The organism is Fusibacter tunisiensis, assembly GCF_016908355.1.
In the GTDB taxonomy this organism is placed as follows: domain Bacteria; phylum Bacillota; class Clostridia; order Peptostreptococcales; family Acidaminobacteraceae; genus Fusibacter_D; species Fusibacter_D tunisiensis.
In genome coordinates this window covers 42,912-69,565 of record NZ_JAFBDT010000006.1, presented here as the reverse complement: position 1 = coordinate 69,565, position 26,654 = coordinate 42,912, and the positions used below count along the sequence as shown (strand labels likewise).

Here is a 26,654-nt window from a genome sequence, read left to right as displayed (position 1 = left end):
GAGGTCGACATGGGAGAAGCATTGAATGGTATGAAACGGACACACTATTGTGGCGACGTTAGAGAATCACATATTGATACTGAAGTTGTATTGATGGGCTGGGTTCAAAAAAGAAGAAATTTGGGCAGTTTGATTTTTGTGGATTTGAGAGACCGCACTGGTATTTGCCAGGTTGTCTTCGATACAGCTGTATCAGAGGAGGCCTTTGAAAAAGCCTCAACAGTTCGCGGTGAATATGTTTTGGCGATTCGTGGAACCGTTAAAAAGCGCGAGTCGATTAATCCCAATATTCCCACCGGGATGATTGAAATTTTTGTGAGTGAACTTAAAATTTTGTGTACATCAGATGTCCCACCAATTCATATTGACGACCAAGATGAAGCAAACGAGCGGTTAAGACTCAAGTACAGATATTTGGATCTTAGAAAAGGGAAAATGCAGCGCAATTTAATGATGCGACATCAAATTGCTTCTGCTGCAAGACGGTTTTATGATGAAAATGGATTTATTGAAGTTGAAACGCCTGTGCTTACAAAACCAACGCCAGAAGGCGCGCGTGACTATTTGGTTCCAAGTCGGGTTAATCCAAATAAATTTTACGCCTTACCGCAATCGCCTCAGTTGTTTAAGCAATTGCTCATGGTTTCCGGTATGGACCGTTATTATCAGATCACAAAATGTTTTAGAGATGAAGACTTAAGAGCAGATAGACAACCAGAATTTACACAAATAGACGTGGAAATGTCGTTTGTAGATGAAGATGATGTTATTGCAATTAATGAAAAAATGCTCGCTTCAGTGTATTCCAATGTCGTGGGTATTGATGTAAAGATCCCTTTCCAGAGATTGACGTACCAGGAAGCGATGGAACGGTACGGTTCTGATAAGCCAGATACGAGATTTGGATTTGAACTTAAAAAATTGAACACAGCAATTGAAAATTCAGAATTTAAAGTTTTTAGTGGTGCCATAGGTAATGGTGGCGACGTACGCGCGATAAATGTAAAGGGATATGCAGATCGCTTTTCTAGAAAAGACATCACAAATCTTGAGACCTTCTGTAAAACATATGGCGCCAAAGGCCTTGCGTGGATGAAGATTCAGGATAATGAAATTCAATCCCCAATAGCCAAGTTTCTATCTGAAAAGGAACTTGCTGACATTCAAACGATTGTCGATGCAGAGCCTAATGATTTGATACTGATTGTTGCAGATCAGCCAGATGTTGTTTTTGACGCACTTGGTGCTTTGAGAGTTGAACTAGCAAAACAATTAAATTTGTTAGACCCTAAAATCTATCACTTTTTATGGGTTACTGATTTTCCTCTTTTTGAATACGATGATGAAGCGAAACGTTATGTTGCTAAGCATCATCCATTTACTGCGCCAAAAGATGAGGATCTTGAAAAGTTAAATAGCAATCCTGGGGCTTGTCGCGCGAAAGCGTATGACATCGTTCTTAATGGATACGAAATCGGTGGTGGCTCAATTCGAATTCATGATTCTTCAGTTCAGGAAAGAATGTTTGAAGCGCTTGGGTTTACTGAAGAGGAAGCCAATGAAAAATTTGGTTTCTTCATAGATGCGTTTAAGTATGGTGCACCACCACATGGGGGGATTGCATATGGCTTGGACCGTATGGTTATGTTGGCTGTGGGAACAGATAATATTCGCGATGTCATCGCATTTCCTAAAACTCAAGATGCTAAGTGTCTTATGACAAATGCGCCAAGTGTTGCTGAAGACCAACAACTTGAAGAATTGTATTTAAAATTAAAACCCTTTGAGAAACAGAAAGGAGAAATAAATGGATAGAACAGGTGTGGTCATTGAAGAGTTAGGCCAATTCTCCAAGGTGAAACTCCTTAGACATACAGCATGTGGGAATTGTGGTGCCTGCCAAGTGGGAGATGACTCCAAAGATGTTCATTTAATGGCTAAAAATTCTGTGAATGCCCATATAGGGGACATGGTTGAAGTGTCTATGAACACAGATAGTGTTTTAAGTGCTGCCTTTATCATGTATGTTATCCCTTTAGTTGCTTTATTTGCTGGATTGGGAATTGGACATGTGCTTTTTAAGACACTTGTAAATGGGGAACTGTATTCGGGTATTTTTGGGTTAGCAGTTATGGTATTGGCTTTTGTTGTGATTAAAATGAATGACAAGCACTTTATGAAAAGTGATAAGTATACGGCTCAAATTTTAAAAATTATACAAACAGAAAACGACACAATTGTTCCATTGCAATAATTGTAGGAGGTTGTATGAAATTGGATGAGATGCTGATGTTGGCTGGAAAAGAAATTTTGGATACACTTGAAGAAGGGGTTCACGTGGTGGATCGCTTAGGTGTTACAGTAATTTATAACAAGGCCATGGCATCCATTGAAGGCCTACCAAGAGATAAAGTAATTGGCAAACCTCTTTTGGATATATTTCCAAATTGGACTCGGGAAAATAGTACGCTCTTAACCGTTTTATCAACAGGAGACTCTATTGTGGATCGGGAGCAGTCCTACTTAAATTTTAAAGGCAAAAAAATCCGGACGATTAATACAACTTTACCAATTTTTCAAAATGGTCAACTGGTGGGTGCTGTGGAGGTTTCTAGAAATTTAACTGCAGTAACGGACATGACCAAGCAAATTATTGAACTTCAGCAAAAATTAATTGAACCTGTATTGAGAAAAAAAGGGATTAAACACTATCACTTTGATGAGTTAATTGGTAGAAACGATCGGTATCTCGAAGCGATTAAAATTGCCAAGCGGGCATCAAAGTCTACCTCAAGTGTCTTGATTTACGGCGATACAGGAACGGGAAAAGAGTTGTTTGCTCAAAGCATTCATTATGGCAGTGACAGGCAAAATATGCCTTTTATTGCACAGAATTGTGCGGCAATTCCTGAAAATTTACTAGAAGGTTTGCTCTTTGGAACTTCAAAAGGTTCTTTTACAGGTGCTGAAGATCGCCCCGGTCTTTTTGAACAGGCTGAAGGGGGAACCCTTCTTTTAGATGAAATCAACAGTATGAGTCATGGCCTTCAAGCTAAAATTTTAAGAGTATTACAGGAAAACTATGTTCGGCGTGTTGGTGGAACTAAAGATATTCCAATTAACGTTCGCATTATTGCAGCGACAAATGAATTGCCAGATAAACTTATAGAATCCGGTCAACTGCGAAAAGATTTATTTTACCGTTTAAATGTTATTAACATTAAGATTCCGGGACTAAATGAACGTGTTGAAGATATTCCCTTGCTTGTGGATTATTTTTTAAGAGAATACAATGAAAAATTAGGCAAGGATGTTTGGATGGTGTCAGATGAGATTATGGAAGCGTTCAAACGGTATAATTGGGCTGGTAACATTAGAGAACTTAAAAATTTCATTGAATCTGCTATGAATCTTATTACAGATGAACATGTCATTGGGAAGGAGCATTTGCCGTCTCATGTTCTAGAATTGCTTCACAACAAAGAGCGGCTAATAGAAGACGCGCGATATGAAGTTGTTGATGATTTAAATGCACATATAGAGCAGATTGAAAAAGAAATATTGAAACGTGTCATTGAAATGACAGGCGGAAATATTAGCCGTGCGGCAGATCAACTGAATCTTTCAAGACAAAATCTACAATATAAATTAAAAAAATATTTTGGTTAGGATAAGCCCTCTGTGCCTTTTGGCAAAGAGGGCTTTACATGTTTTTTATGTAATATTGATTTTGTCTTAATATAAGTGCTCTATAATGGGTTTTGGAGGAAAAAACTTTTATGGATGAACTTTGTGGAGAACTGGAAAATATACTGAAATCTGAAGCGATAGAAACCCTTTTTCAACCTATTGTAGATTTAAAAACAGCAGAGATTATTGGGTATGAGGCTTTGTCTCGAGGGCATGTTGGAAGTGACTTGTATTCGCCAGTCGAGTTGATTCGAGTGCGCATCAGTGTGACCGTATTTGGACAAACTTGCTATTTCAGAAAATAAAATTGTATTTGAAATTACAGAAAGAACTGCCATCAATGATATGGTTTCTTTCAAGGAAATTCTTGACAATTATCGTTCACAAGGCTATATGGTTGCTATAGATGATGCAGGTGCAGGTTATTCTGGCTTAAAGACAATTCATGAAGTCCGACCTCATTTTATTAAGATCGATATGGATCTAATCCGAAATATAGACAAAGATTCTTTTAAGCAGTCGTTAATTAAAGCGTTAATTGATGTGGCATCAACGACCAATATCAAGATTATTGCAGAGGGAATTGAAACAAAAGATGAACTAAAAACTTTAATTTTACTTGGTGTTCACGCGGGGCAAGGCTATTATTTGCGTAAACCAGATAAGTCTTTTCCAATATTAGATGAAGATTTAATAAAAAAAGACGAAATTGGCAGGGAAAAGTGCTTATTGTATTGAAAAAATAGATGCAAAATAATTTGCATCTACCACTCTAAAAGCAAAATATTTTGCATACAAAATGCAAAATATTTTGCTTTTTTTATTTTTATATATCTGAATTTTGTGTTTATTCATAAGGTGTATATGCTGAAAGGCTTTAAAAAACTATATATCAGGTGTTTGTATTATTTTTTATGCATTTTGGCACGTGTCTTGCATTATAAAAGCATAACACATTAAATGGGAGGTTTATTATGAGACAAGAAACAGTAAAAGTAGCAATTTGGGGTTTTGGTGCAATGGGATCGGGAATGGCTAAAATGCTTCTCGACAAAAAAGGCGTTGAGATTGTAGGCGTTTGTGACCGAAACGAAAGCCGTGTTGGCAAAGACATTCATGAGATTCTTGGTGTTGAGCGCAAAAACCATCAACCTGTAATTGTGAATGCAGACATTGATGCCGTATTAGATGGTAAAAAAATTGATGTTTGTCTATGTGCGACCGATTCTTTTACAGAAAAAGCATTCCCAAGATTGAAACATGTTTTGGAAAAGAAAATCAATGTGATTTCAACGGCAGAGGAAATGGCTTATCCACAAGCTCAAAACCCAAATCTTGCTGCTGAGCTGGACCAAATTGCAAAGGAAAATGGTGTTTCCATACTTGGCACAGGCATTAATCCAGGTTTAATTATGGATCTTCTTGTTGTTGTTTTGACAGGGTGTATGACAGATGTAACACATGTAGAAGCAAAACGTGTTAACAGTTTATCACCATTTGGTCACGCAGTAATGGAAGAGCAAGGCGTTGGGATAACAGTTGATGCGTTTAACAAAGGTGTTGAAGATGGCAGCTTGGCTGGTCATGTAGGTTTTGCTGAATCGATTCGAATGATTGGGGATGCAATAGGTTGGAACGTTGGTGACATTAAAACTCAAATGGCGCCAATTGTTACGTCTGTTGATAGAAAATCGCCACATGGATTTGCAGCAGCTGGAAATGTTGCAGGTGTTAGCATGACTGGTCAAGGGTATGTGGACGGTGAAGTGAAAATTGATATGATTCATCCACAACAGATTGAGCCTGAAATGGAAGGCACTTATACAGGCGATTATATTACATTAAAAGGAACACCTGAAGTTAATATGAGCATTAAACCAGAAGTTGAGGGTGGTCTTGGGACAATCGCAATGTGCGTGAATATGATTCCACAAATTATTAATGCAGATCCAGGCTTAAAAACAATGTTGGATTTACCAGTGCCAAGGGCAATTATGGGTGATATGAGAAATTTCATTAAAGCATAGAACGAGAAAGTAGGTGTAGTTATGATAATTCAAAAAGGTGAATGGGTTCGGATTCATAGAGTGATTTTAAATCCGGAGCAACGTGCACCACAAGTGCCAGACGACACCAAAAATGTACCGCTTGAAATGTGGGTTAAGGGGTTCCTACAGGAAGAGGCTTCGATAGGAGACGCTGTGACGATAAAAACCATTACGGGACGTCTTGAAAAAGGCACGCTGTTGGAAGTCAATCCAACTTACACACATTCATTTGGTAAATATGTACCGGAATTGCTTCAGATTGGCCTTGACTTAAAAGAAATTTTATTTGGAGGTGATTCTGATGAAAGATAATTCGTATGCTTCAGTTATGGGGCGTAAAAATGAAATCATGAAAAATGCCATTGGTATTGACTATACAGATTTTGAGAAAGATGGCATTAGCTTTGATTATGAGCGCATGATGCGTGAGACTGGCTATACACTTGAAGAAATGCAACGTATTCAAGGACAGACCAGTGTTGGAAATACGCCGATTTTTGAAATGAAAAATTTAACCGCTCTGGCTAGGAAATATGCCGATCCAGGAAAAGGTGCAAGAATTTTTATTAAGGATGAAGGTGGAAATCCATCTGGTAGCTTTAAAGCGAGACGTGCAGCAAATGCTGTATATCATGCAAAGAAACTTGGTTATAAAGGTGTTATTGCAGCTACAAGTGGGAATTATGGGGCAGCAGTAGCGTCTCAGGCCGCAATGCAAGGTTTAAAATGTATCATTGTTCAAGAAACTTTTGATTCAAAAGGGGTTGGACAACCTGAAATAATAGAGAAGGCGAGGAAGTGTGAAGCCTATGGTGCTGAAGTGATTCAGCTTACGGTTGGTCCAGAACTGTTTTATGAGTTCTTGTTGCTCCTTGAAGAAACTGGTTATTTCAATGCTTCGCTTTATACGCCTTTTGGAATTGCGGGTGTCGAGACGCTTGGCTACGAACTTTCAATGCAGATGCGTGAAAAGTTTGGTAAAGATCCAGAGGTTGTTGTTTGCACAAATGCTGGAGGCGGCAATTTAACCGGAACGGCAAGGGGGTTAATTAAAGCTGGTGCACTTGAGACGCAAGTCGTTGGCGCGTCTGTAGATTTAGCTGGTCTCCATATGGCCAGTGATTCTCAATTTAACAAAAAGTCATTTACAACTGGTCATACTGGTTTTGGCTTGCCATTTTCAACATTTCCTGACCGTTCAGATGTACCGCGTTCTGCTGCACGACCTATGCGGTATATGGATCGCTATGTAACTGTAACCCAAGGGGAAGTCTTCTATATGACAGAGGCGTTGGCTCAATTAGAAGGTATTGAAAGAGGACCAGCTGGCAATACAGCATTGGCTGCAGCTTTTAGCATCGCAAGAGAAATGGACCAAGATCAGATGATTGTTGTGCAGGAAACTGAGTACACTGGCGCTGGAAAGCATCATCAACCACAGTTGTCTTTTGCTAGGGAAAATGGCATTGAGATTATGTTTGGCGATCCTAAAACACAAAAGCCTGGTGAAACAATTGTTTTTCCAAAACATCCTGGGTTGATACAGGCGATTGATTTGGATATGAATAAGATTCGCACATCCGTTATAAAAAATGCGACTGTGAATCAAGGTGTAAAGCGAGTGAACTCAGAGGATATTGACTATCTCATTCTTGAAACAAGAATGAACCGGGAATTTGTAATTGGTGTTCTTAATGATTTGGGTGTAGAACACACTTAAGAGAAGGAGGAGTTTGATGAAAGGTTTTGTAAAAAGAGACGATGATTTTCAAGAACGCCGTAAGCATCTTGTAGATTTATCAGATGATCAATTAAAAGATAAGTTTTGGGCCTTGGTGGAAGAAATTGTTGATCCGCTTTTGGAGTTGGCTGAAAAAAACACCTCTCCCTCAATTGAAAGATCTGTCTTATTGCGTATGGGTTTTTCCAGTTTGGAAGCAAAGCCACTTGTTGATGGTGCAGTTGATAGAGGCTTGATGGGACATGGTGTTGGACATGTTGTTTATAAAGTAGCAAAGGAAAAGAATTTAGATGTTCGCACTGCCGGACTTGAACTTATAGAAGGAAAGCATTGGGATGATGCTGTTAAGATGTTCAAAGGAGGTGCGAAGTAATGTTGGATATCAATAAAAAACTTGATGTAAAAGAAATTTTGAAAGATTTGGAGCATTACACGCCTAAGAGACACGGATGGACTTGGCGTGAAAAAAGTGACAAACAGGTATATGGGCCATTTGAATACACAGACATGTCAACACCACTTAAGCAATCCATTGGCATACCAGCTGCTCAATATTTTGGTGGTATAGACCCACAACCCAATAATACCATTACAACCGAAATTGCTTCTGGTCGATTTGAAGATGACATTAGACGGATGCGAATGGCTGCATGGCATGGGGCTGACCACATTATGGTTATTCGTACGGCGGGTCAATCTCACTTTGATGGTCTTATTGAAGGAACGCCTCAAGGAACAGGTGGTGTTCCAATTTCAAGAAAGCAAGTCCGTGCACATAGAAAAGCCTTAGATTTGATTGAGGAAGAAGTAGGACGCCCAATTAATTACCACTCATATGTATCAGGTGTTGCGGGCCCAGATGTTGCCGTTATGCTAGCTGAAGAAGGTGTAAACGGTGCCCACCAAGACCCTCAATATAATGTTCTTTATAGAAATATCAATATGGTTCGGTCTTTTGTAGATGCAGCTGAGTCTAAAAAAGTGATGACTTGGGCTGATATGGTTCAGATTGACGGGGCACACAATGCAAATGCAACGGCTAGAGAAGCGTGGAAAGTAATGCCTGAACTCATGGTACAGCATGGCATCAATTCTCTTTATTCACATAAAGTGGGTATGCCAAAAGCAAATATTGCACTTTCAACTGTACCACCAACATCTGCACCTGCACCAAATATGAAGTTGGACCTACCTTATGCAGTCGCTTTAAGAGAAATCTTTTCTGAATATAAAATGCGTGCACAAATGAATACAAAGTATATTACATCTTCTTCAAGAGAAGCAACTGTAACACACGTTATGAATATGCTGATTTCTAGATTAACATCTGCAGACATTCAATCTACAATCACACCTGATGAAGGCCGAAATGTACCATGGCACATGTACAACATTGAAGCATGTGACACAGCAAAACAAACCTTGGCTGGATTTGATGGGTTAATGGACATGGTTGAATTGAAATCTGAAGGCTATTTACGAGATATGTCAAGAGAACTCAAAGAACGGGCCGTTCTTTATCTTGAAGAAATCATTAAAGTAGGTGGTTATTTCAATGCAGTTGAACAAGGGTTTTTCGTAGATTCTGGTATGTATCCAGAGCGCAATGGCGATGGCATTGGCCGTAAAATTGACGGCGGTGTTGGCGCAGGCATGATCTATGAAAGAGAATCAGATTATTTTGCGCCTGTTACTGCACATTATGGCTATAATAATGTGGCACAATATGATCCAAATGCAGTGGATAATCCATCTCAACTCATCGATGGGTGTACGCTTGAAAAACCAGAGAAGATTATTTTTATTGACGAGTTGGATGAAAATGACAATGTAAACACGCGTATGGCTGAATCTGAGAAATACAGAGGCGACCATGGTGACTCTCCATTTGTTAAGCCAGAAGTTCAGTGGCTTGGTGATGGGGTTGTTCAAGTTGAAATATTGCTTCCTATCGGTTTACGTGCTGCTCAATTTGCAGCAATTGAATTTGGTAAAAAAATGAACTTGAAAGATGTGGAAGTTATCCATATTGAAGCAATGCATCCTTCAGAAGGAACGCGTGTTCAACTCAAAGGGGTGCTGGATTTTGATCTTGACATGAGAAATGTAGTTATTCCGCCAGAGCCAGTTGTTATGAGTGATGATGAAATTCGGGAAGAATTTGATAAGTATCCTGTAAAAATTGTGGCTGCAACAGTTGGTGAAGATGAGCACTCTGTTGGTTTGAGAGAAATCATTGACATCAAACATGGTGGTATTGAAAAGTATGGGTGTGAAGTTGAGTACCTTGGTACTTCTGTACCAATTGAAAAACTTGTGGATGCTGCAATTGAACTTAATGCCAATGTTATTTTGGCATCTACTATTATTTCGCACGATGATGTACATTATAAGAATATGAAACGCATCCATGAATACGCAATTGAAAAAGGCGTTCGGGATAAGTTCGTTATCTGTGCAGGTGGCACTCAAGTTACACCTGAAGTGGCGAGACAAAATGGAATGGACGAAGGTTTTGGACGATATGACCGCGGTGTGAATGTGGCAACCTACATTGTAAATAGACGTCGTGAACTTAGAGGCGAATAAATGAAATGGGGTGCTTAGGCACCCTTTTTTCAATAAATTGCGAGGGTGATTTTATGAAAGTGGATATATTGGTCGCTGAAATTGGGAGTACAACAACGGTTGTAAACGGTTTCAACGGCATTGATACAGAAAATCCTGTTTTTGTAGGTCAAGGACAGGCGCCGACAACAGTGGTTGAAGGTGATGTTACAGTTGGCCTCCACGCCGCTGTTGATGATTTTAAAAAACGTCAGGACTGGTCTGAAATCACATATGGAAAGTTACTTGCAACAAGTAGTGCAGCTGGTGGGTTGAAAATGACAGTACATGGTCTTGTCTATGATATGACAGCTAAAGCTGCCAAAGAAGCTGCTTTGGGTGCTGGCGCGAATATACACATGGTTACAGCGGGTCGGCTTAGACCCTCAGACCTTAATAAAATCATGACCATCAAGCCCAATATTATTATGATTGCTGGTGGTGTGGATTATGGCGAACGTGATACCGCAATTGATAATGCTGAAAAAATTGCAGCTTTAGACCTTGAAGTGCCCGTACTTTATGCTGGAAATGTAGAAAACAAAGATGATATACGGATGATTTTTGAAGCTGCGGGTAAAAAAGATTCCTTATATATTGTGGACAATGTTTACCCGAAAATTGATTTGTTAAATGTTGAGCCGGCTCGAAAGGTAATTCAAGACATTTTTGAGAAACACATTATTCATGCACCGGGGATGGAACATATTCGCGATATGGTATCGGGGTCTATTATTCCAACCCCAGGTGCCGTAATGGAGGCCTCTAAAATGCTTAAAGCCTATCTTGGTGACTTGATGACGATAGATGTTGGCGGTGCAACAACGGATATTCATTCAGTTACAGAAGGCTCAGAAGATGTCTCTAGAGTATTGATTAGTCCGGAACCAGTTGCAAAGCGTACTGTAGAGGGTGACTTAGGTGTTTACGTAAATATGCGTAATATTGTAAGTTTAATTGGAAGAGACAAGTTGACAACAGATCTTGAATTGCCACATGATGTTGTAGAAGAATTGATTGAAAACCATGTGCCAATACCGTCTGATCATTTGCAGATTAAGTTTGTAGAGCGTTTGGCTAGAGAAGCGATTTCGGTATCTGCCAGTAGGCATGCAGGCGGTTTTAGAACTTTATATGGCGGTGGTGGTAAAAAAACGTATGCAGAGGGGAAAGACCTTACTGGAATCAAATATATTGTTGGAACTGGCGGCGCGTGTACAAGACTTCCAAATCGAATTGATCTAATGCGTGAGATTACCAAAAATGATTTGGGTGATAAATTGCTGCCCAATGATGATGTAGAGATTTTGGTGGACAATGATTACATCATGGCCTCGCTAGGTGTTCTGTCAATAGAACATTTGGATTCTGCACTTAAATTGATGCTGAAATCGCTGGGTCTGGCACTTGAATAAGGGGGATTTATGTATCCAAGAGTGACGATTAATGAAAAAAAATTATATGAGAATGTAAAAACAGTGGTTGAAATGGCTGAAGTTAAGGGAATTAATACCCTTGCAGTGACAAAAGTTTTTTGTGGGATGCCAGAACTGGCACAAGTTTGCTTGAATGCTGGTGTCAAAGGGCTTGCAGAATCACGTGTGGAAAATTTAGTGCGACTGAAAGATATGCATGCTGAAAAAACTTTGTTAAGGCTTCCTATGTTGTCTGAAATTGAAAAAGTGGTTCGGTATGCGGATGTAAGTCTTAACTCTGAATATGAAACGATTAAAGCGCTTAATAAAATTGCCTCTGTAACGGGTAGGCAACATCAAATTGTTTTAATGATAGATCTTGGGGACTTAAGAGAAGGTGTCCTTCCTGAAGATGTAGATGCTATGGTTGAGAAAATTTTGAAGCTTCATGCCGTTAAGTTAAAAGGAATTGGGGTGAATCTCACCTGTTATGGTGGGGTTATTCCAACGCCTGAAAATCTCGGGGAATTGGTAGCCATTGCCAAACACCTTGAAACAAAATTTGGAATTGACCTTGATGTTATTTCTGGCGGAAATTCAAGCAGCCTTTATCTTTTGGAAAAGGGTGAGATGCCAGAGGGAATCAATCAGCTCCGGATAGGTGAAGCATTTGTTTTGGGAAGAGAAACAGCTTATGGAAACGCCATTCAAGGCACACATGACGATGTTTTTGTGCTGGAAGCTCAAATTATTGAACTCAAAGAAAAAGACTCTATGCCAAAAGGGACAATTGGTATGGATGCCTTTGGAAATAAGCCTGTTTTTCAGGATAAGGGACGGATGCAGCGGGCAATTGTTGCCATTGGGCGTCAAGATGTGGATCCTGATGGGCTTACACCATTCGACTTAGCCTTGGAAATCATAGGTGCTTCAAGTGATCATATGATTCTGGATGTAACTCAAAGTGATACCCCTTATAAAGTGGGAGATGTGCTTAAGTTCAAAATGGATTACAGCGCTATGCTAAAACTTTTTACGTCTGCTTATGTGAAGAAGCATATTGAATAAAGAGACATTTAAACCCCCTATTTTCTGAATGCGTTCATTCAGAAAATAGGGGGTTTATATTACGCGTCGCGCCAAGTTTCAAAACCTTCCATAACTTTGTCGTATGTTTGCTGGGAGATTTCAGGTAATTCCCCACCAAACGCTTTTTTCGCAGCTTCAAAGCCTTCTTTGAAAGCACCTATAAGGGTATCAATTTTTGAGGGGTCTCCGCCGGAAATGGCTTTTGCAAATTCTAAAATACGGTCAGACGTTTGTGTAACGCCCCAATATCCAGTTTCTGAAACGGCTTCTTGAGCCAAAGCTTGTGTCTCAGCGTCTACTTTTACTGTAACTTCTTTACCTTCTGCCAGGGATTTTAAAATTTCGTCAACTTTACCGCCCTGTTTTTCGATCATATTTTGAACCATTAGTTTAAAAGTTTCGGTATTTTTTGAAAATTCTTGTTTGATTTTAGCCAATTTTTGGGTGTCGATTTTATAAGTTCCAAAATCTTTTTGGTTTGTGTTTCCCAGTGTCAAAGTATCTTGTGGTGCAACATTTTCAGATTTATTTTCTGCTTTTTTTGGGGTGCGATTATGCATGGCATTTGAATGTTGCTGAATTTTAGCGTGTTCTAAAGATGTTCCTAATGTTTTCGTATCCATAACAGTTCCTCCTTGAAGCAAATCATGATAAAATAGTGACAATAGCAAATGCATCCTTGCATTAAATAGTATCGGCAAAATCTGCTGATAACTTTAGAGCATATCAATGAAAGGAATAACTGATGACTTCCAATGATAAAGAATCTTTAACTCAGAAAACGGTCAATCTTATAAGGGCATCTGTTAAAAATGGCTTTTATAAACCGGGAGATCGATTGCCAAACGAAATGGATTTGTCTCAAGAACTGGGAATATCTAGAGCGACATTGCGTGAAGCAATAAAAGTACTTGTAAGTGCGAATGTGCTTGAAGTGAAAAGGGGCATTGGTACATATATTTCCAATCCGCCAGGTGTATCAGATGATCCGTTGGGACTTTTTTATTTAAACCCAATAAAGGAAAAGAATCAGGTGGTGCGTTTAAGCAAAATGCTACTAAAAGAAGTGGGTGCTTATATTAAAGTAATGGCAGTGCAAAATCATATTGAGCTACCGGAAAATCCAGTTTCAGCTGATCACTCTGTAAAAGCTGTTTTTGGCTTGTTCAAGCATATAACAAATGAGATGGCGCTTGAAGTTTATTATAGAGTTCTAGTCTTGCTTGAAAATGCTCTACTTCAATTGGTTCAATCAGACCTTGACGTAACGGATTCTGTTTTATCAGGGTATGTTAATAGAATCTATAGTGCGGTCTATCAGCGTTCAGTAGAAACCTTAGCAGATGAAATAGACGGTTGGCTTGATATGTTTATCATTCAAGTGAAAGAGGTCGATTAAAATGGATATGTTTGAAATTCTAGCGGCGAAAGAACTGGAACAAAAGGCACCACTAGCAGAGCGTATGAAGCCTGAAAGTTTGGAAGATTTTTTTGGACAACATACTATTGTAGGGAAAGACAAACTCCTAACAAAGCTGATTGAAGCAGATCGTATGGGTTCAATTGTACTCTATGGGCCTTCGGGGAGTGGCAAAACATCTCTTGCGCGAATAATTGCGAAAAAAACAAAAGCGGAGTTTGTCAGTCTAAATGCAGTTACGTCAGGTGTAAAAGATATTAGAGATATGGTTCAACTTGCTAAAAACAACCTCTCCATGTACCAAAAAAGAACGATTTTATTTATTGATGAAATTCATAGGTTTAATAAAAGTCAACAAGATGCCTTACTGCCGTTTGTTGAAGATGGCACTTTGGTGCTTATTGGTGCAACGACTGAAAATCCATATTTTGAAGTAAATAGTGCCCTTTTATCTAGATCATCGGTTTTTCGTTTAGAGCGACTTGAAGTGTCGGATATTGTAAATATTTTAAAACGGGCACTTTCAGATGAAACTAAAGGAATGGGTGGATATGCTGTAGAAATAGAGCCTAAGGTCATTGACCACATCGCAGAAATTGCTGGTGGGGATGCAAGGCGGGCATTAAACGTGCTTGAACTTTCAATCTTATCTAAATCAGATTTGTCTGGGCGTATTGTTGTGACACATCAAGATGTTGAAGCGTGTGTACAGATGAATTACATGACATATGATAAAAGTGGCGATAGTCATTATGATATCGTTTCAGCCTTTATTAAAAGTATGAGAGGATCAGACCCAGATGCGGCGGTTTATTACTTGGGTAAAATGATTTACGGTGGAGAAGACCCTCGGTTTATAGCCAGACGAATTGTCATATGTGCATCTGAAGATGTTGGAAATGCCGACCCAATGGCGCTTGTTGTGGCGAATAATGCGGCGCAGGCTGTAGATTTCATAGGGATGCCCGAAGGGCGTATTGTTTTGGCACAAGCGGCCATTTATGTTGCAACAGCACCTAAGTCTAATGCGGCTTACAATGCGATTAACTCAGTTTTGGAAGATTTGGCGCATGCTGAAACAGGGACAATTCCTTATTATTTGAAAGATGGCACCAGCTTAAAACTTGAAAGAAAATATGGCCAATCAGGACAGGGTAAAAAGTACTTATACCCTCATGACTATGAGATGGGCTACGTCAAGCAGCAATACTTGCCAGATACAATTCAGGGCAAAAGATATTATGTACCAAAGACACTTGGCCACGAGAATAAGATTATTGCCTATTTGGAACAGACAAAATATAAGAAATAAGGGGTTGCTTGGCGTATAAAATGGGTATATATAAACGTAACTTATAGAAAATTATAATTAAGGTGGGAACTTATGAAAGCATTGGTAAAGTTGGGATATTTGGAACTGGCAACGTTCTGTTACCAATATGCAGTTGTTTTAAAGGCGGGGTTGCCGTATCTTGAAGCAATAGCACTTATTTCTGAAGAAGTAGAAGCGCCATTATTACCCATAGCTAAAGACATTTCGTTTCGCGTATCACAAGGGGAAGGACTGGCTGAAGCCCTCTCTGCACAAGATATATTTCCAGTTTATATGATTGAAATGATTAGAATTGCTGAAGTGTCTGGCCGTTTGCCTGAAACATTTGACAATTTATCGGTATATTATCAGAAACAGAATCAGATGCATCGAGATGTGAAAAATGCGTTGATGTATCCTGCCATTTTATTAGGGCTTATGACGGGTGTTATTTTGCTAATTGTTCTCAAAATATTACCTGTGTTTACAGATATTGTTGAATCCGCAGGGGGGCTCATTGAAGGCACTGAAAAAACTGTATTGTCCCTTTCTGTTGGGTTTCAGTGGGCAGTCCTTGGAATAATAGGTCTTTTAGGTGTTGGTTGTGCGATTTTGTTTTTTGTTCTAGGACGAAGGCAATCAAGTCCTCTTAAAGACAAATGGATGTTGGGGTTGCCTATTATTGGCCGGTTTACAAAATTATCTGCTATTATAAAGTTTGCCAGAGGCATGCGTATGCTTTTGAACAGTGGTATGGACTTGCACCAAGCCTTTGAAATGCTAATTCCAATGACAGATAATGAAACGATTCGCGCTGACTACCAAATCATTCAAGAAGCCCTTGAAGCAGGTGAATCTTTGTCAGATGCTTCTGAAAAGACGAACTTGTTCCCAAATTTATATCGAAAAATGATGCGTTTAGGAGAAAGAACTGGGACTTTAGACGATGTGTTTCTTCAAATATCAGAAATATATGAACTGGAAATGTCCAATCGACTTAAAAGAACAATAAATGCACTAGAACCCGGACTTGTGATATCACTTTCAATTATTGTTGGCATTATTATGTTGTTGGTACTTATGCCACTTATAGATATTATGTCGTCCATTGGATGATGGAGGCGTTTATGAACCGATTTTTTAGAATTCAGATGGTATGTGTTGCGGTAATTTTGTGTGGTATTTTTTTTCAACTGATTTCAGGAATAGCAACATTTGATCAGCAATCACAATTGGAGCGTGTAACAGTTGTAGAAGACGCAATATTAAGTGCGGCTGTGCAGTGTTATGCCATTGAAGGTGCTTACCCACCTAACATTCAGTATCTTGTTGAAGCGTATGGTCTTGTTTTAGATGAAAAACGGTTTATTTATCATTATGAGGCGATTGCTTCTAATATTAAACCAAAAATTTCCGTTTATAGGAGTTGGTAAAATGAAAGGCTCAACAAAAAAGCCACCTACGCAATTGTTTTTTGGACTTTTACTCTTTGTTTTATTTGGCGTGTTGTTGATGACATTAGCCGGTAGTGGAAGCTCAAGCTACACTGCATTGGTAGAACAAAAAAAACACGATGATCAACTTCGAATTGCATCCTCTTATTTGACCAATAAAGTAAGACAAAATGATGTGGAAGATTGCATCATTGTGTCGAAGGATTCTGAAACGGGACATGCCTTGTTAAAGGTTCTGGAAAATGGTGCAGACGCTTCTGTTATAACATGGATTTACTATCATGACGGCTATATCAAAGAAGCGACTTTTGTTGATGGCGCCGCTTTTGACCCTGAATTGGGCTTTGAAATTGCAAAGCTTGATGTGTTTGCTTTACAACATTATGAAGACAATATTATCTGTTTAGAACTTGGAATTTCAGGCTATGATATAAGAGATGTTTGGATTGCCTCTAAGACAGGATATATCGAGGAGGGGTTGCAATGAGACGAAGACGTGGGTTTTCAGTTATAGAAATAATACTTTCTCTTGCAATGATTTCTGTGTTTGCCATTGTATTTGTTCAATTGTTCTTAAAAGCACAGAGCCTCAATGAACGTGCCCATAATTTGGATCTTTGTGTAACGGTTGCTGTTGGCATCGCAGAACGTTTAGAAAATGATGGGGGTTTAACCGATCTTTTAACCTATGATGATTTATCAAAGGGAACGGTTAATCAAGAAAATGACCATGCTGTCTTTAAAATTGCCTATGATAATGACTGGCAAACGGTGGTTTATAACTCTGATGCGGCAGTATACCAGTTAAATTTAACTGAAGGTGTTGTAAATAAGAGGTTAAGGTCTTATAAAATAGATATTTTCGACGGGGAGTTGTTACTTTATGAACTCGATTTTGAACATTAAAAGTGAATCGGGAAGTGCGTCTGTGTTAGTGGTGATGGTTGCTTTAATGCTTTCTGTTTTTGGAATCCTTGGGTTGGTTACAGCCAATGCCAATTATAAAATGGCTTTTAAGAATGCAGAAAGTGTTCAACACTTTTATGCTATGGAAAGTGAAGCCAACAGGATTTATCGCGATCTTGAGCAAATGCATACGCAGATTGATTTAGAGTCTATGCCAAATTTCTTGACAGAAATTGAACCTGGTATTTTTTCCTACTCGGTAACAAGGGAAAATGACAGGGTATTTGAAGTTGGTTTAGATGCCGATTTACACATATTGTTTTGGCGCGAAGCTGCTAGAACATTTTTGTATGATGAGTCGCTCGATTTTGGTAATCCAGGAGGATTTTAATGTTTGATATAATTAAATTGCTTGAAGAAGCCGTAGCCCGAGATGCTTCTGACCTTTTTATTACAGTGGGCGTACCACCGACTTTTAAAATACATGGTAATTTGGTGCCATTTGGCGAAAAAAAGTTGACGCCTCAGGAATCCGAAAAACTGGTTAAGTCTTTATTTTCGAGAGATGAATTTTATGGCGAGTTTTTGGCTTTTGGCGAAAAAGACTTTTCGTTTTCTTTAAAAGGTGTTGGACGATTTAGAATTGATGCCTATACGCAAAGAGGGTCTCATGCAGCGGCTATACGTGTTTTAAAGTTTGAAAAATTGAATCCGGAAATGCTTGAAATACCTGGGACTGTATTGGATTTTAGAAAGCGAACTAAAGGACTTGTTTTGATTACAGGGCCAACAGGCAGTGGAAAATCGACGACATTATCCTGTATTATAGATCAAATTAATAAGGAAAGAGCGTGTCACATTTTGACGTTGGAAGATCCGATAGAGTATGTGCACCGCCATGATAAGAGCATTGTGGATCAAAGAGAAGTTGGAATAGACACACGCAGTTATGCAGATGGATTGCGATCGGCATTACGACAAGCACCAGATGTGATTTTAATTGGTGAAATGAGAGATCTTGAAACGATGTCTATTGCGTTAACTGCTGCTGAAACAGGTCATTTGGTTTTTTCGACTCTACATACCGTAGGCGCTGCGAAAACAATTGATCGAATTATTGATGTATTTCCTTCCAATCAACAGCAGCAAGTTCGTGTTCAGTTGTCTACAGTTTTACAAGGTGTTGTTTCTCAACAGTTGGTATCCGCCTTAAGTGGTGATCGGGTTCCTGCGTTTGAAATTATGTCAATGAATCATGCGATCCGAAATTTAATTCGCGAAGGTAAGGTGCATCAAATTGAAGCTGCAATGCATTCGGGATCAAAAGAGGGCATGGTTAATATGGATGCCGCGTTGGCAGACCTGGTGAAGGCTGAAAGAATTTCCATTGAAGAGGCTGAACTCCATAGCATTAGCTTGGACTCTTTAAAACGGTATTTATCAAGATAAGGTGGTGATTTTATGAAACTCAAAATAACAGTGGGTATTGCTTTGGTGATGATTTTAAGTATCTGGACAGGTGTTGTGACAGCTGAAATCAAAGAAATCGTTGATACAAGTTCACTTGAAAAAGGCATTGTTTCTATTGCCTATACAGGTGATGACGCTTCAATTTACAAAGTCCTTATTGCCAAGGGTGAAGAACGCATTATTTATCCTTTTTCGGCTGATGGTGTGTCAGAAACTTTTCCGCTTCAAATGGGGAATGGGGTTTATAAAATTGGACTGCTTAAAAATACAGGTGGAAGCAAATATGCTTATGTGACGTCTAAAACTGTCGATTTACAACTTGAAGATTCTACGGTTGTTTACTTGAATTCCATTCAAAATGTTAAATGGGATGAAGCAGATCCACCAATCTTATTTGGTGAGACCTTGTTAAAAGATGTTTCTTTAAAGCGTTCAAAAGTTAAAACTTTGTATGATCATATGATTGTGAATATGGACTATGACTATGATAAAATTCCGACTTTAAAACCTGACTATATACCGGACATTAACAGTACTTATGCTGAAATGAAGGGGATTTGTTATGATTACAGTGCTTTGTTTGCTAGTATTCATAGGAGTCAAGGGCTCCCTGTAAGGTTGGTTAAAGGCTATTCAAGATTTGTTGAAGGCTATCATGCGTGGAATGAAGTTTTTCTTAATGGTAAGTGGTACATACTTGATGCCACTGTGGACAGTACCTGGTACGGCACCAAGATAACTTATGAAATGTACAAGGATTCTGATGATTACACAAAAGTTTATGATTATTAAGTTCTGGAGGCAAATATGGTTTATGTTTTTTTTGCAGATGGATTTGAAGAAGTTGAAGCACTTTCTATTGTAGATGTATTAAGAAGAGCGGATATTGATGTTAGAATGGTGGGGCTGATTTCAAGTGTTGTAGAAGGGTCACATGGCATAAAAGTAGAGATGGATGATATTTTGGCAGATGTTGTTTTTGATGGTTCTGTAGAAGGGATGATACTTCCAGGAGGCATGCCGGGCACGGCGAATTTAATAAACTCTAATTCTTTAAAAGAACTCCTGCAAAAAGGGGAATCTGCTGGAATATTGATAGGCGCTATCTGTGCTGCGCCTAGTGCTCTTGCAGCATTTAATATTTATGAAGGCAAACGCGCGACCTGTTACCCAGGGTTTGAACATAAAATGAAGCATTATCAACTTGTATCAGACCGCGTTGTGGTGGATGGTCAGCTTATTACCGGAAAAGGAATAGGGACGGCTTTGGAGTTTGCTTTATCGATTGTGGGTGTTCTTAGAGATGATCTTTTGTCCGCTACTCTGGCCAAGAATATGATTATGAAATAGAAAATCCTGTCGTGGTATTTGTAAGGAATCCCACAACAGGATTTTTTTAACATAAAATTAATTGAGTTTTCGCCAATAGAGTTCTTTGGAAGGCTTGTTTTTGCTCCCTTTTGCAGTGAAATCTTCCTCATCATTAGACAGACCAACTGTAATCACTAAATCATAATGGCTGTATAAGTCTCCCAGTGTGTCTTCTTTTGGGGGTGCAAGGTCTGGATAGGTTGCGGAAGCTGCACCGGCAAGTGCTTTCAAGTAGAGAACAGCAAGTTCTTTTGAACGTGCTTCACTTGTGCCAGGTGCGACGATAATGGCAATGCCAAGCGTATCCCTTTGTGGAATGATGCCAGCGTCTTTTACGTCAACATTTTTTGTGATTTCATCTGTTGCAAGTTGGATCATTTCATCAGTAACAGGATAATCAATTTCAATTGTGTCGGTTTCTTCGGGATCAAATAGACTGCCTAAACCACCTTCTAGTGATTCTTTCCCTTCAAGATCAACGCTGAGTTCGTCATAGGGCGACGTGAAGCGTAATATTATAAAAAATAATAGAACAATGGCAAGTGGCACTGCTAAATGGATTGGCTTAAAGGTGTAGGATTTTTTGGGTTCTGGACCAATTTCTTTACCTTGTTCAGCCAATTTACGTTCCAACCGATCCTGAATAGATTCAAACCTACTTACAACACCAGAGACCTCCTGTGCATGTATTAATTCAATCGCCTGATTACAAATGGCGAGGGCTTCTTGGCATCGGTTTCTTTTTTCAAGGAGTCTAATGGCACTGTCATAGGTTTTGGATATTTTGGGCGTATAGTTTTCAAAGATCTCCAAGTAAATATTTAAGGCCACTTCTTCATTGATTCGTTCCATTTTTTGCGCTTTTTGTGTTAGTATGAATAATTCATTTGATTTTTCTGACATGGAATCACCTCTCTAAATAAATATCGGAAGAAATTAAATAAAGGTTTAACAAATTGTTCAAAAGTTTATTCCAAGATAAAGTTGACTCAAATAATCGGATATATTATAATAGGGATGATTTCATAGTAAATAACTAGGGATTAAAAAGGAGTGTATAGATTTGAAATTATCAACGAGAGGGCGATATGGTCTTAAAGCAATGTTTGACTTGGCGCTTTATTATGGTGAAGGGCCCATTTCTCTAGCCAGTATTGCAGAACGCCAGGCCATTTCTGTGAATTATCTGGAGCAATTAATTGCCCCGCTTAGAAAATCAGGACTTGTAAAGAGTGTGCGTGGTGCTCAAGGGGGCTATATGCTGGCCTTATCTCCTGAGTTGATAACAGTAGGTGCCATACTTACAACTTTGGAAGGGCCTTTAGCACCAACGGATTGTGTTGTAGAAGATGATGCGGACGCCCAATGCGATCAAGCACTTTACTGTGTAACGAAGGTAATTTACGAAAAAATTTATGAGAGTATTTCAAATGTGGTGAATGCGATAACCCTTCAACATATGTTAGAAGATTATGAAGTGAATCACACACAGTCATTGGTACATAACATTTGTGAATGCAAATAACAGATTAAATGGGGAGGTACACGATTTGAAACGCGTTTATATGGACAATTCAGCGACAACACCTGTAAAGCAAGAAGTGCTCGATACGATGCTGCCTTATTTTACAGAACATTATGGCAATGCTTCCAGTATTCATAGCTTTGGACAAGAAGCCAAAAAAACTTTGGAAGCTTCTAGGAAAATAATAGCAGATACACTTAATACGTCATCAGACACAATTTATTTTACAGGCGGTGGATCTGAGGCTGATAACTGGGCACTTAAAGGTGTTATGAAAGCAAATGCTCAAAAAGGCAAACATTTAATTACAAGCACAATTGAACATCATGGTATTCTTCACACTTGCAAAGCGCTTGAAAAAGAAGGGTATGAAGTGACTTATCTTGAAGTGGATTCAGATGGATTGATTGATTTGAAAGAACTTGAGCAAGCCATTCGTCCAGATACTGTTATGATTTCAATTATGTACATCAATAATGAAATCGGGACCATGCAACCCATAAAAGAGATAGGCCAAATTGCGCGTAAACATAAAGTGATTTTTCACACAGATGCAGTTCAAGCTTACGGAAATGTAGGCATTGATGTAGAAGCACTTCAGGTGGATTTGTTGTCTATTAGTGCCCATAAGATTTATGGACCAAAAGGGATTGGGGCACTCTATATTCGTAAGGGAATCCGCATTCAAAATTTAATTGAAGGTGGTGCTCAAGAAAGAAGAAGACGTGCTGGAACTGAAAATATTCCAGGAATTGTTGGTTTTGCAAAAGCTGCGGAATTGGCTCACGACAATTTAGAAGCCCATGTGGCAAAATTAATTGAAATGCGGGATCGGTTGGCCAAAGGCATTTTAGAAGCTATAGACTATTCCAAATACAATGGGCATCCGACTCAAAGACACCCAGGAAACGTCAATATTTGTTTTGAATTTATTGAAGGAGAAGCACTCCTCTTGAGTTTAAATGCAAAAGGTATCTCTGGATCAAGTGGTTCGGCATGTACATCTGGGTCCCTAGATCCATCACATGTACTAATGGCAATTGGCCTTCCACATGAAATCGCTCATGGTTCATTGAGACTGTCGGTGGGAGACTTCAACACGATTGAAGAGGTTGACTATGTAATTGAATCTCTGGTGGAAATTGTCCATAAATTGAGGATGATGTCGCCTTTATATGATAAAGTCAAGGGAGGAAAATAAGTGATGTATACAGATAAGGTCATGGATCATTTTATGAATCCACGAAATGTTGGGGAAATTGAAAATGCGGATGGGGTAGGCGAAGTTGGCAATGTAAAATGCGGCGATATTATGCGTATTTACTTAAAAGTTAACAATGACGTCATTGAGGATGTTAAGTTCAAAACGTTTGGCTGTGGTTCTGCTATCGCAGCTTCATCAGTTGCGACAGAACTTATAATGGGCATGACAATTGAAGAGGCACTTAAACTTACCAATAAGCAGGTTATAGAGGCACTTGGCGGTTTGCCACCAGTTAAAGTGCACTGTTCTGTTCTAGCAGAACAAGCCCTTAAAGCAGCTATTTATGATTATGCAACAAAAAACAATTTAACCTATGCTGGTCTTGAAGGCTATGACCCTTCAGAAGCTGATGACGATCATCATGATGTCGTAGACATAGATTTTTAGAAAAAGTATTGATGTTTTTAGGAAAATTGTGTAAACTAATTTAAATATGTATAGTGAAAAAGCGTTGATGGAGAAGAGTAGACCAAACCGTTAGAGAGTGCCGTCTGGTGAAAAGGTACATTTGGTTGAAGCAGCTCCTGAGCACTACTTCTGAAGTAACAGTAGGAAGTGGCGTTAGGCACACGATATAGTGCATTTTGACCTTCAAAGTGATTGGCAATTGCCAGTAAGCAGGGTGGTACCGCGATTTTTGTCGTCCCTGCATATAGATTTGAGGGTCTTTTTTATGTTTGGTTTAAAAGTTATTTAGGAGGTTATTGCCATGAGAAAAATGGGGTTAAATGAAATTAGAAAGGCATTTTTAGATTTTTATGCGGAAAATGACCATTATGTAACGGCGAGTTATTCACTTGTTCCTCAAACTGATAAAAGCCTACTGTTGGTAAATGCGGGTATGCAGCCCCTTAAAAACTATTTTACCGGAACTGAGACGCCACCAAGTTCAAGAATGGCAACGTGTCAGAAGTGCATGCGAACAGGTGATATTGAAAATGTTGGTGTTACTGCACGTCACGCAACTTTTTTTGAAATGCTTGGCAATTTTTCATTTGGAGATTACTTTAAGGAAGAATCTTTGAAACTTGGATGGCGCTTTATTACAGAAATTTTAGAAGTTCCAGAAGAAAAGTTGTGGCCATCTGTTTATTATGAAGATGATGAAGCCTTTGATATTTGGCGGGATGTTATTGGTGTTCCTGAAGAAAAAATCGTACGTCTGGGAAAAGCAGATAACTTTTGGGAAATTGGTACAGGACCTTGTGGCCCGTGTTCTGAAATTTATTATGACCGTGGTGAAGCTTACGGTTGTGGTGATCCGGAGTGTAAACCTGGCTGTGAATGTGAACGTTATTTGGAGTTTTGGAATCATGTGTTCACACAATATAATAAAGACGAAAATGGGAATTATACAGAACTCGAAAAGAAAAATATTGATACCGGAATGGGACTTGAGCGTATCGCTTGTATTATGCAAGATGTGGATACAATTTTTGAAGTGGATACCATTCGATATATTAGAGACCGTGTTATTGAAATGGCGGGCGCTCAATATGGAAAAGAACGCCAAACAGATATATCAATTCGGATTATAACCGATCATATTAAAGCAGTTGTTTTCATGGTTGGCGATGGAATTATGCCAAACAATGAGGGGAGAGGATATGTCCTTAGAAGGCTTTTAAGACGTGCTTCCAGACATGCAAAAATGTTGGGGATGACAAAAGCGGTTTTAACAGAACTTGTAGACGCGGTTATTGAGGCATATGGCGAAAGTTATGAAAATCTTGTTGCTCGAAAATCATTTATCAAAAGAATTGTAAAAATTGAGGAAGATCGGTTTCAAACAACAATTGATCAAGGTCTTAATATTTTAACAGAGTATATGGATGCCCTTAAAGCTGAACAAAAGACAGAGTTGAGTGGTGAAAATGCGTTCAAACTTTATGACACATATGGGTTTCCGCTGGAATTGACTATGGAAATTTTAGAAGAATATGACATGACAGTGAATCAAGTGGAATTTTCGCAGCACATGGCAGCTCAAAGAGAACGGGCCCGAACTGCTAGAGGAGATGGCGAGGCACTTGGCTGGGCAAGTGATGCAGTAGACGCCCTGCCAAAGGAAATACAGTCTAGATTTAATGGCTATGACTTTTTAGCCATGGAAGCGGAAGTGACAGCAATTGTAAGTGAGGAAATATTGGATGAAGCCTTTGAAGGTATGGACGTTTCTATTATTTTAAATGAAACCCCATTCTATCCTGAAGGTGGTGGCCAAATTGGTGATGTTGGATTTATTAAAGCAGATGGCTTTTTAGCAGAAGTCGTTGAAACCCGTAAAGGTGTTGAAAATCGAATTGTACATCATGTGAAAGTACTCGATGGACATATAAAGGTGTCAGATCGTGTGATGGCTTCTGTAGACGTAAAGAAAAGAATGGCCACTGCTCGCAACCATTCTGCTACACATTTGCTTCATAAAACCCTTCGTGAGTTGGTGGGTACGCACGTGGAACAAGCGGGATCTTATGTAGATGACACCCGTATGAGATTTGATTTTTCACATTTTGAACCCATTTCAAAAGAGACGCTTCTTAAAATTGAAACTCAGGTCAATCAGCAAATTTTTATGGCTTTGCCAATAGAAGCCAATGAAATGTCCATTGAATCTGCAAAAGATAAAGGCGCTATGGCTTTATTTGGAGAAAAATATGGTAAAACGGTTAGAGTTGTGACCATGGGTGATTATAGCATTGAACTCTGTGGTGGGACACATCTTAGAAATACGTCTGAGATTGGTTTGTTTAAGATTGTATCAGAAACAGGGGTTGCAGCAGGAACGAGAAGAATAGAGGCAATAACAGGTGAAGCTGTTTATAAATTAATGTTGGAGAACGATGATAAGTTAACGAGAGTCTCTGATTTGCTTAAAACATCGACGCATGATTTAGAAAGTAAAGTTCAAAGTGTTTTATCTGATATCAAGGTGCTTCAAAAAGAAAATGAACACCTAAAAAACAGATTGGCAAAACACGATCTTAAGCAAATTGAAGAATCTGTTAAAATGATTGGTGCGTTTCAAGTTATTACTGCACGTTTTTCAGATATGGATATGAACACGCTTCGAAACCTTGGGGATCAGCTTAAAAACAAATGGGAGTCTAGCGTTGTCGTGCTTGCAAATGAACACGAAGGAAAAGTAGAACTCCTTGCGATGGCATCTGATCTTGCAGTGAAAAATGGGGCACACGCTGGAAATATAATTCGAGAAGTGGCGAAAATCACTGGCGGTGGTGGCGGTGGAAAACCGAATATGGCCCAAGCTGGTGGTAAAGATGCCAACAAAATTGATGAAGCTTTACAAAAAGTTTATGCTTTATTGTCATAAAAAGGGTA

28 protein-coding genes and 1 other annotated feature are annotated in these 26,654 nt (G+C 39.0%); of the genes, 26 read left to right on the top strand and 2 right to left on the bottom strand.

Features of this window, described 5'->3' with window-relative positions:
* Positions 1–9 precede the first annotated feature (9 nt).
* The 12 genes from aspS (at position 10) to orr (ending at position 12,569) form a co-directional block, all read left to right on the top strand.
* Positions 10–1,815, top strand: a complete 1,806-nt coding sequence (gene aspS / locus JOC49_RS05635; protein ID WP_204663277.1) for an aspartate--tRNA ligase — start codon at positions 10–12, stop codon at positions 1,813–1,815.
* A complete protein-coding gene (locus JOC49_RS05630) occupies positions 1,808–2,254 on the top strand; it encodes a SoxR reducing system RseC family protein (protein ID WP_204663275.1) in 447 nt (148 codons plus the stop codon). Before aspS ends, JOC49_RS05630 begins: the two co-directional genes overlap by 8 nt.
* Before the next feature lie 14 nt (positions 2,255–2,268).
* The gene (locus JOC49_RS05625; protein WP_243423614.1) at positions 2,269–3,669 is read left to right on the top strand and encodes a sigma-54 interaction domain-containing protein; all 1,401 of its coding nucleotides are present in this window, start codon (positions 2,269–2,271) and stop codon (positions 3,667–3,669) included.
* Between the two features lie 110 nt (positions 3,670–3,779).
* Complete coding sequence (locus tag JOC49_RS05620) at positions 3,780–3,995, top strand: hypothetical protein (RefSeq protein ID WP_204663273.1); 216 nt, start codon at positions 3,780–3,782, stop codon at positions 3,993–3,995.
* The gene (locus tag JOC49_RS05615) at positions 3,967–4,428 is read left to right on the top strand and encodes an EAL domain-containing protein (RefSeq protein WP_204663272.1); all 462 of its coding nucleotides are present in this window, start codon (positions 3,967–3,969) and stop codon (positions 4,426–4,428) included. The genes JOC49_RS05620 and JOC49_RS05615 overlap by 29 nt, the downstream gene beginning before the upstream one ends.
* A 236-nt stretch (positions 4,429–4,664) precedes the next feature.
* A complete protein-coding gene (gene ord, locus JOC49_RS05610; RefSeq protein WP_204663270.1) occupies positions 4,665–5,717 on the top strand; it encodes a 2,4-diaminopentanoate dehydrogenase in 1,053 nt (350 codons plus the stop codon).
* A gap of 21 nt (positions 5,718–5,738) precedes the next feature.
* Positions 5,739–6,050, top strand: coding sequence for a 2-amino-4-oxopentanoate thiolase subunit OrtA (gene ortA / locus JOC49_RS05605; protein ID WP_207754689.1), 312 nt, complete (start codon positions 5,739–5,741; stop codon positions 6,048–6,050).
* Positions 6,040–7,458 carry a 2-amino-4-oxopentanoate thiolase subunit OrtB gene (gene ortB / locus JOC49_RS05600; protein ID WP_204663268.1) on the top strand — a complete coding sequence of 473 codons (1,419 nt, stop codon included), beginning with the start codon at positions 6,040–6,042 and terminating at the stop codon, positions 7,456–7,458. The genes ortA and ortB overlap by 11 nt, the downstream gene beginning before the upstream one ends.
* A gap of 16 nt (positions 7,459–7,474) precedes the next feature.
* A complete protein-coding gene (locus tag JOC49_RS05595) occupies positions 7,475–7,852 on the top strand; it encodes an ornithine aminomutase subunit alpha (RefSeq protein WP_204663266.1) in 378 nt (125 codons plus the stop codon).
* The gene (gene oraE / locus JOC49_RS05590; protein ID WP_204663264.1) at positions 7,852–10,068 is read left to right on the top strand and encodes a D-ornithine 4,5-aminomutase subunit OraE; all 2,217 of its coding nucleotides are present in this window, start codon (positions 7,852–7,854) and stop codon (positions 10,066–10,068) included. Before JOC49_RS05595 ends, oraE begins: the two co-directional genes overlap by 1 nt.
* A gap of 53 nt (positions 10,069–10,121) precedes the next feature.
* Positions 10,122–11,501 (top strand): GlmL-related ornithine degradation protein, encoded by a 1,380-nt coding sequence (locus tag JOC49_RS05585; protein WP_204663262.1) that lies wholly within the window; start codon positions 10,122–10,124, stop codon positions 11,499–11,501.
* A 9-nt stretch (positions 11,502–11,510) separates the two neighbouring features.
* Positions 11,511–12,569, top strand: a complete 1,059-nt coding sequence (orr, locus tag JOC49_RS05580; RefSeq protein WP_204663260.1) for an ornithine racemase Orr — start codon at positions 11,511–11,513, stop codon at positions 12,567–12,569.
* Positions 12,570–12,628: 59 nt separating this feature from the next.
* On the opposite strand, the gene JOC49_RS05575 is transcribed toward orr, so the two are convergent.
* Positions 12,629–13,213 (bottom strand): hypothetical protein, encoded by a 585-nt coding sequence (locus JOC49_RS05575; protein WP_204663258.1) that lies wholly within the window; start codon positions 13,211–13,213, stop codon positions 12,629–12,631.
* 122 nt (positions 13,214–13,335) lie between these two features.
* Here JOC49_RS05575 and JOC49_RS05570 point away from each other — a divergent pair, with 122 nt between their 5' ends.
* From JOC49_RS05570 to JOC49_RS05525, 10 genes are all read left to right on the top strand, one after another.
* Positions 13,336–13,989, top strand: a complete 654-nt coding sequence (locus tag JOC49_RS05570; protein WP_204663256.1) for a FadR/GntR family transcriptional regulator — start codon at positions 13,336–13,338, stop codon at positions 13,987–13,989.
* A 1-nt stretch (position 13,990) separates the two neighbouring features.
* Positions 13,991–15,322 carry a replication-associated recombination protein A gene (locus tag JOC49_RS05565; protein WP_204663254.1) on the top strand — a complete coding sequence of 444 codons (1,332 nt, stop codon included), beginning with the start codon at positions 13,991–13,993 and terminating at the stop codon, positions 15,320–15,322.
* 72 nt (positions 15,323–15,394) lie between these two features.
* Positions 15,395–16,438, top strand: a complete 1,044-nt coding sequence (locus JOC49_RS05560) for a type II secretion system F family protein (RefSeq protein ID WP_204663252.1) — start codon at positions 15,395–15,397, stop codon at positions 16,436–16,438.
* A gap of 11 nt (positions 16,439–16,449) precedes the next feature.
* Positions 16,450–16,755: a hypothetical protein gene (locus tag JOC49_RS05555; RefSeq protein WP_204663249.1), complete on the top strand. Its 306-nt coding sequence runs from the start codon at positions 16,450–16,452 to the stop codon at positions 16,753–16,755.
* Between the two features lies 1 nt (position 16,756).
* On the top strand, positions 16,757–17,263 hold the full coding sequence (locus JOC49_RS05550; RefSeq protein WP_204663247.1) for a DUF4860 domain-containing protein: 507 nt from the start codon (positions 16,757–16,759) through the stop codon (positions 17,261–17,263).
* On the top strand, positions 17,260–17,682 hold the full coding sequence (locus JOC49_RS05545; protein ID WP_204663245.1) for a type II secretion system protein: 423 nt from the start codon (positions 17,260–17,262) through the stop codon (positions 17,680–17,682). The genes JOC49_RS05550 and JOC49_RS05545 overlap by 4 nt, the downstream gene beginning before the upstream one ends.
* A complete protein-coding gene (locus JOC49_RS05540) occupies positions 17,660–18,073 on the top strand; it encodes a hypothetical protein (RefSeq protein ID WP_204663243.1) in 414 nt (137 codons plus the stop codon). Before JOC49_RS05545 ends, JOC49_RS05540 begins: the two co-directional genes overlap by 23 nt.
* Positions 18,073–19,131 (top strand): type IV pilus twitching motility protein PilT, encoded by a 1,059-nt coding sequence (locus tag JOC49_RS05535; protein WP_204663241.1) that lies wholly within the window; start codon positions 18,073–18,075, stop codon positions 19,129–19,131. The genes JOC49_RS05540 and JOC49_RS05535 overlap by 1 nt, the downstream gene beginning before the upstream one ends.
* Before the next feature lie 12 nt (positions 19,132–19,143).
* The gene (locus tag JOC49_RS05530; protein ID WP_204663239.1) at positions 19,144–19,944 is read left to right on the top strand and encodes a transglutaminase-like domain-containing protein; all 801 of its coding nucleotides are present in this window, start codon (positions 19,144–19,146) and stop codon (positions 19,942–19,944) included.
* Positions 19,945–19,959: 15 nt separating this feature from the next.
* Positions 19,960–20,502, top strand: coding sequence for a DJ-1 family glyoxalase III (locus JOC49_RS05525; RefSeq protein WP_204663237.1), 543 nt, complete (start codon positions 19,960–19,962; stop codon positions 20,500–20,502).
* Positions 20,503–20,559: 57 nt separating this feature from the next.
* Here JOC49_RS05525 and JOC49_RS05520 read toward each other — a convergent pair whose 3' ends face one another.
* Positions 20,560–21,426, bottom strand: coding sequence for a hypothetical protein (locus tag JOC49_RS05520; protein ID WP_204663235.1), 867 nt, complete (start codon positions 21,424–21,426; stop codon positions 20,560–20,562).
* A gap of 160 nt (positions 21,427–21,586) precedes the next feature.
* Here JOC49_RS05520 and JOC49_RS05515 point away from each other — a divergent pair, with 160 nt between their 5' ends.
* The 4 genes from JOC49_RS05515 to alaS all read left to right on the top strand — a co-directional run bounded on the left by JOC49_RS05515 (position 21,587) and on the right by alaS (position 26,646).
* Complete coding sequence (locus JOC49_RS05515) at positions 21,587–22,048, top strand: RrF2 family transcriptional regulator (RefSeq protein ID WP_204663233.1); 462 nt, start codon at positions 21,587–21,589, stop codon at positions 22,046–22,048.
* Positions 22,049–22,073: 25 nt separating this feature from the next.
* Positions 22,074–23,249: a cysteine desulfurase NifS gene (nifS, locus tag JOC49_RS05510; RefSeq protein WP_341534655.1), complete on the top strand. Its 1,176-nt coding sequence runs from the start codon at positions 22,074–22,076 to the stop codon at positions 23,247–23,249.
* Positions 23,250–23,699 (top strand): Fe-S cluster assembly scaffold protein NifU, encoded by a 450-nt coding sequence (gene nifU / locus JOC49_RS05505; RefSeq protein WP_204663231.1) that lies wholly within the window; start codon positions 23,250–23,252, stop codon positions 23,697–23,699.
* 55 nt (positions 23,700–23,754) lie between these two features.
* Positions 23,755–23,963 (top strand) — a binding site (T-box leader).
* Between the two features lie 58 nt (positions 23,964–24,021).
* Positions 24,022–26,646, top strand: coding sequence for an alanine--tRNA ligase (alaS, locus tag JOC49_RS05500; RefSeq protein WP_204663229.1), 2,625 nt, complete (start codon positions 24,022–24,024; stop codon positions 26,644–26,646).
* Positions 26,647–26,654 lie beyond the last annotated feature (8 nt).

Coding starts and splice junctions, on each gene's coding strand:
- aspS (WP_204663277.1), top strand. CDS start 10: ATGGGAGAAGCATTGAATGGTATGAAACGGACACACTATTGTGGCGAC.
- JOC49_RS05630 (WP_204663275.1), top strand. CDS start 1,808: ATGGATAGAACAGGTGTGGTCATTGAAGAGTTAGGCCAATTCTCCAAG.
- JOC49_RS05625 (WP_243423614.1), top strand. CDS start 2,269: ATGAAATTGGATGAGATGCTGATGTTGGCTGGAAAAGAAATTTTGGAT.
- JOC49_RS05620 (WP_204663273.1), top strand. CDS start 3,780: ATGGATGAACTTTGTGGAGAACTGGAAAATATACTGAAATCTGAAGCG.
- ord (WP_204663270.1), top strand. CDS start 4,665: ATGAGACAAGAAACAGTAAAAGTAGCAATTTGGGGTTTTGGTGCAATG.
- ortA (WP_207754689.1), top strand. CDS start 5,739: ATGATAATTCAAAAAGGTGAATGGGTTCGGATTCATAGAGTGATTTTA.
- ortB (WP_204663268.1), top strand. CDS start 6,040: ATGAAAGATAATTCGTATGCTTCAGTTATGGGGCGTAAAAATGAAATC.
- JOC49_RS05595 (WP_204663266.1), top strand. CDS start 7,475: ATGAAAGGTTTTGTAAAAAGAGACGATGATTTTCAAGAACGCCGTAAG.
- oraE (WP_204663264.1), top strand. CDS start 7,852: ATGTTGGATATCAATAAAAAACTTGATGTAAAAGAAATTTTGAAAGAT.
- JOC49_RS05585 (WP_204663262.1), top strand. CDS start 10,122: ATGAAAGTGGATATATTGGTCGCTGAAATTGGGAGTACAACAACGGTT.
- orr (WP_204663260.1), top strand. CDS start 11,511: ATGTATCCAAGAGTGACGATTAATGAAAAAAAATTATATGAGAATGTA.
- JOC49_RS05575 (WP_204663258.1), bottom strand. CDS start 13,213: ATGGATACGAAAACATTAGGAACATCTTTAGAACACGCTAAAATTCAG.
- JOC49_RS05570 (WP_204663256.1), top strand. CDS start 13,336: ATGACTTCCAATGATAAAGAATCTTTAACTCAGAAAACGGTCAATCTT.
- JOC49_RS05565 (WP_204663254.1), top strand. CDS start 13,991: ATGGATATGTTTGAAATTCTAGCGGCGAAAGAACTGGAACAAAAGGCA.
- JOC49_RS05560 (WP_204663252.1), top strand. CDS start 15,395: ATGAAAGCATTGGTAAAGTTGGGATATTTGGAACTGGCAACGTTCTGT.
- JOC49_RS05555 (WP_204663249.1), top strand. CDS start 16,450: ATGAACCGATTTTTTAGAATTCAGATGGTATGTGTTGCGGTAATTTTG.
- JOC49_RS05550 (WP_204663247.1), top strand. CDS start 16,757: ATGAAAGGCTCAACAAAAAAGCCACCTACGCAATTGTTTTTTGGACTT.
- JOC49_RS05545 (WP_204663245.1), top strand. CDS start 17,260: ATGAGACGAAGACGTGGGTTTTCAGTTATAGAAATAATACTTTCTCTT.
- JOC49_RS05540 (WP_204663243.1), top strand. CDS start 17,660: ATGAACTCGATTTTGAACATTAAAAGTGAATCGGGAAGTGCGTCTGTG.
- JOC49_RS05535 (WP_204663241.1), top strand. CDS start 18,073: ATGTTTGATATAATTAAATTGCTTGAAGAAGCCGTAGCCCGAGATGCT.
- JOC49_RS05530 (WP_204663239.1), top strand. CDS start 19,144: ATGAAACTCAAAATAACAGTGGGTATTGCTTTGGTGATGATTTTAAGT.
- JOC49_RS05525 (WP_204663237.1), top strand. CDS start 19,960: ATGGTTTATGTTTTTTTTGCAGATGGATTTGAAGAAGTTGAAGCACTT.
- JOC49_RS05520 (WP_204663235.1), bottom strand. CDS start 21,426: ATGTCAGAAAAATCAAATGAATTATTCATACTAACACAAAAAGCGCAA.
- alaS (WP_204663229.1), top strand. CDS start 24,022: ATGAGAAAAATGGGGTTAAATGAAATTAGAAAGGCATTTTTAGATTTT.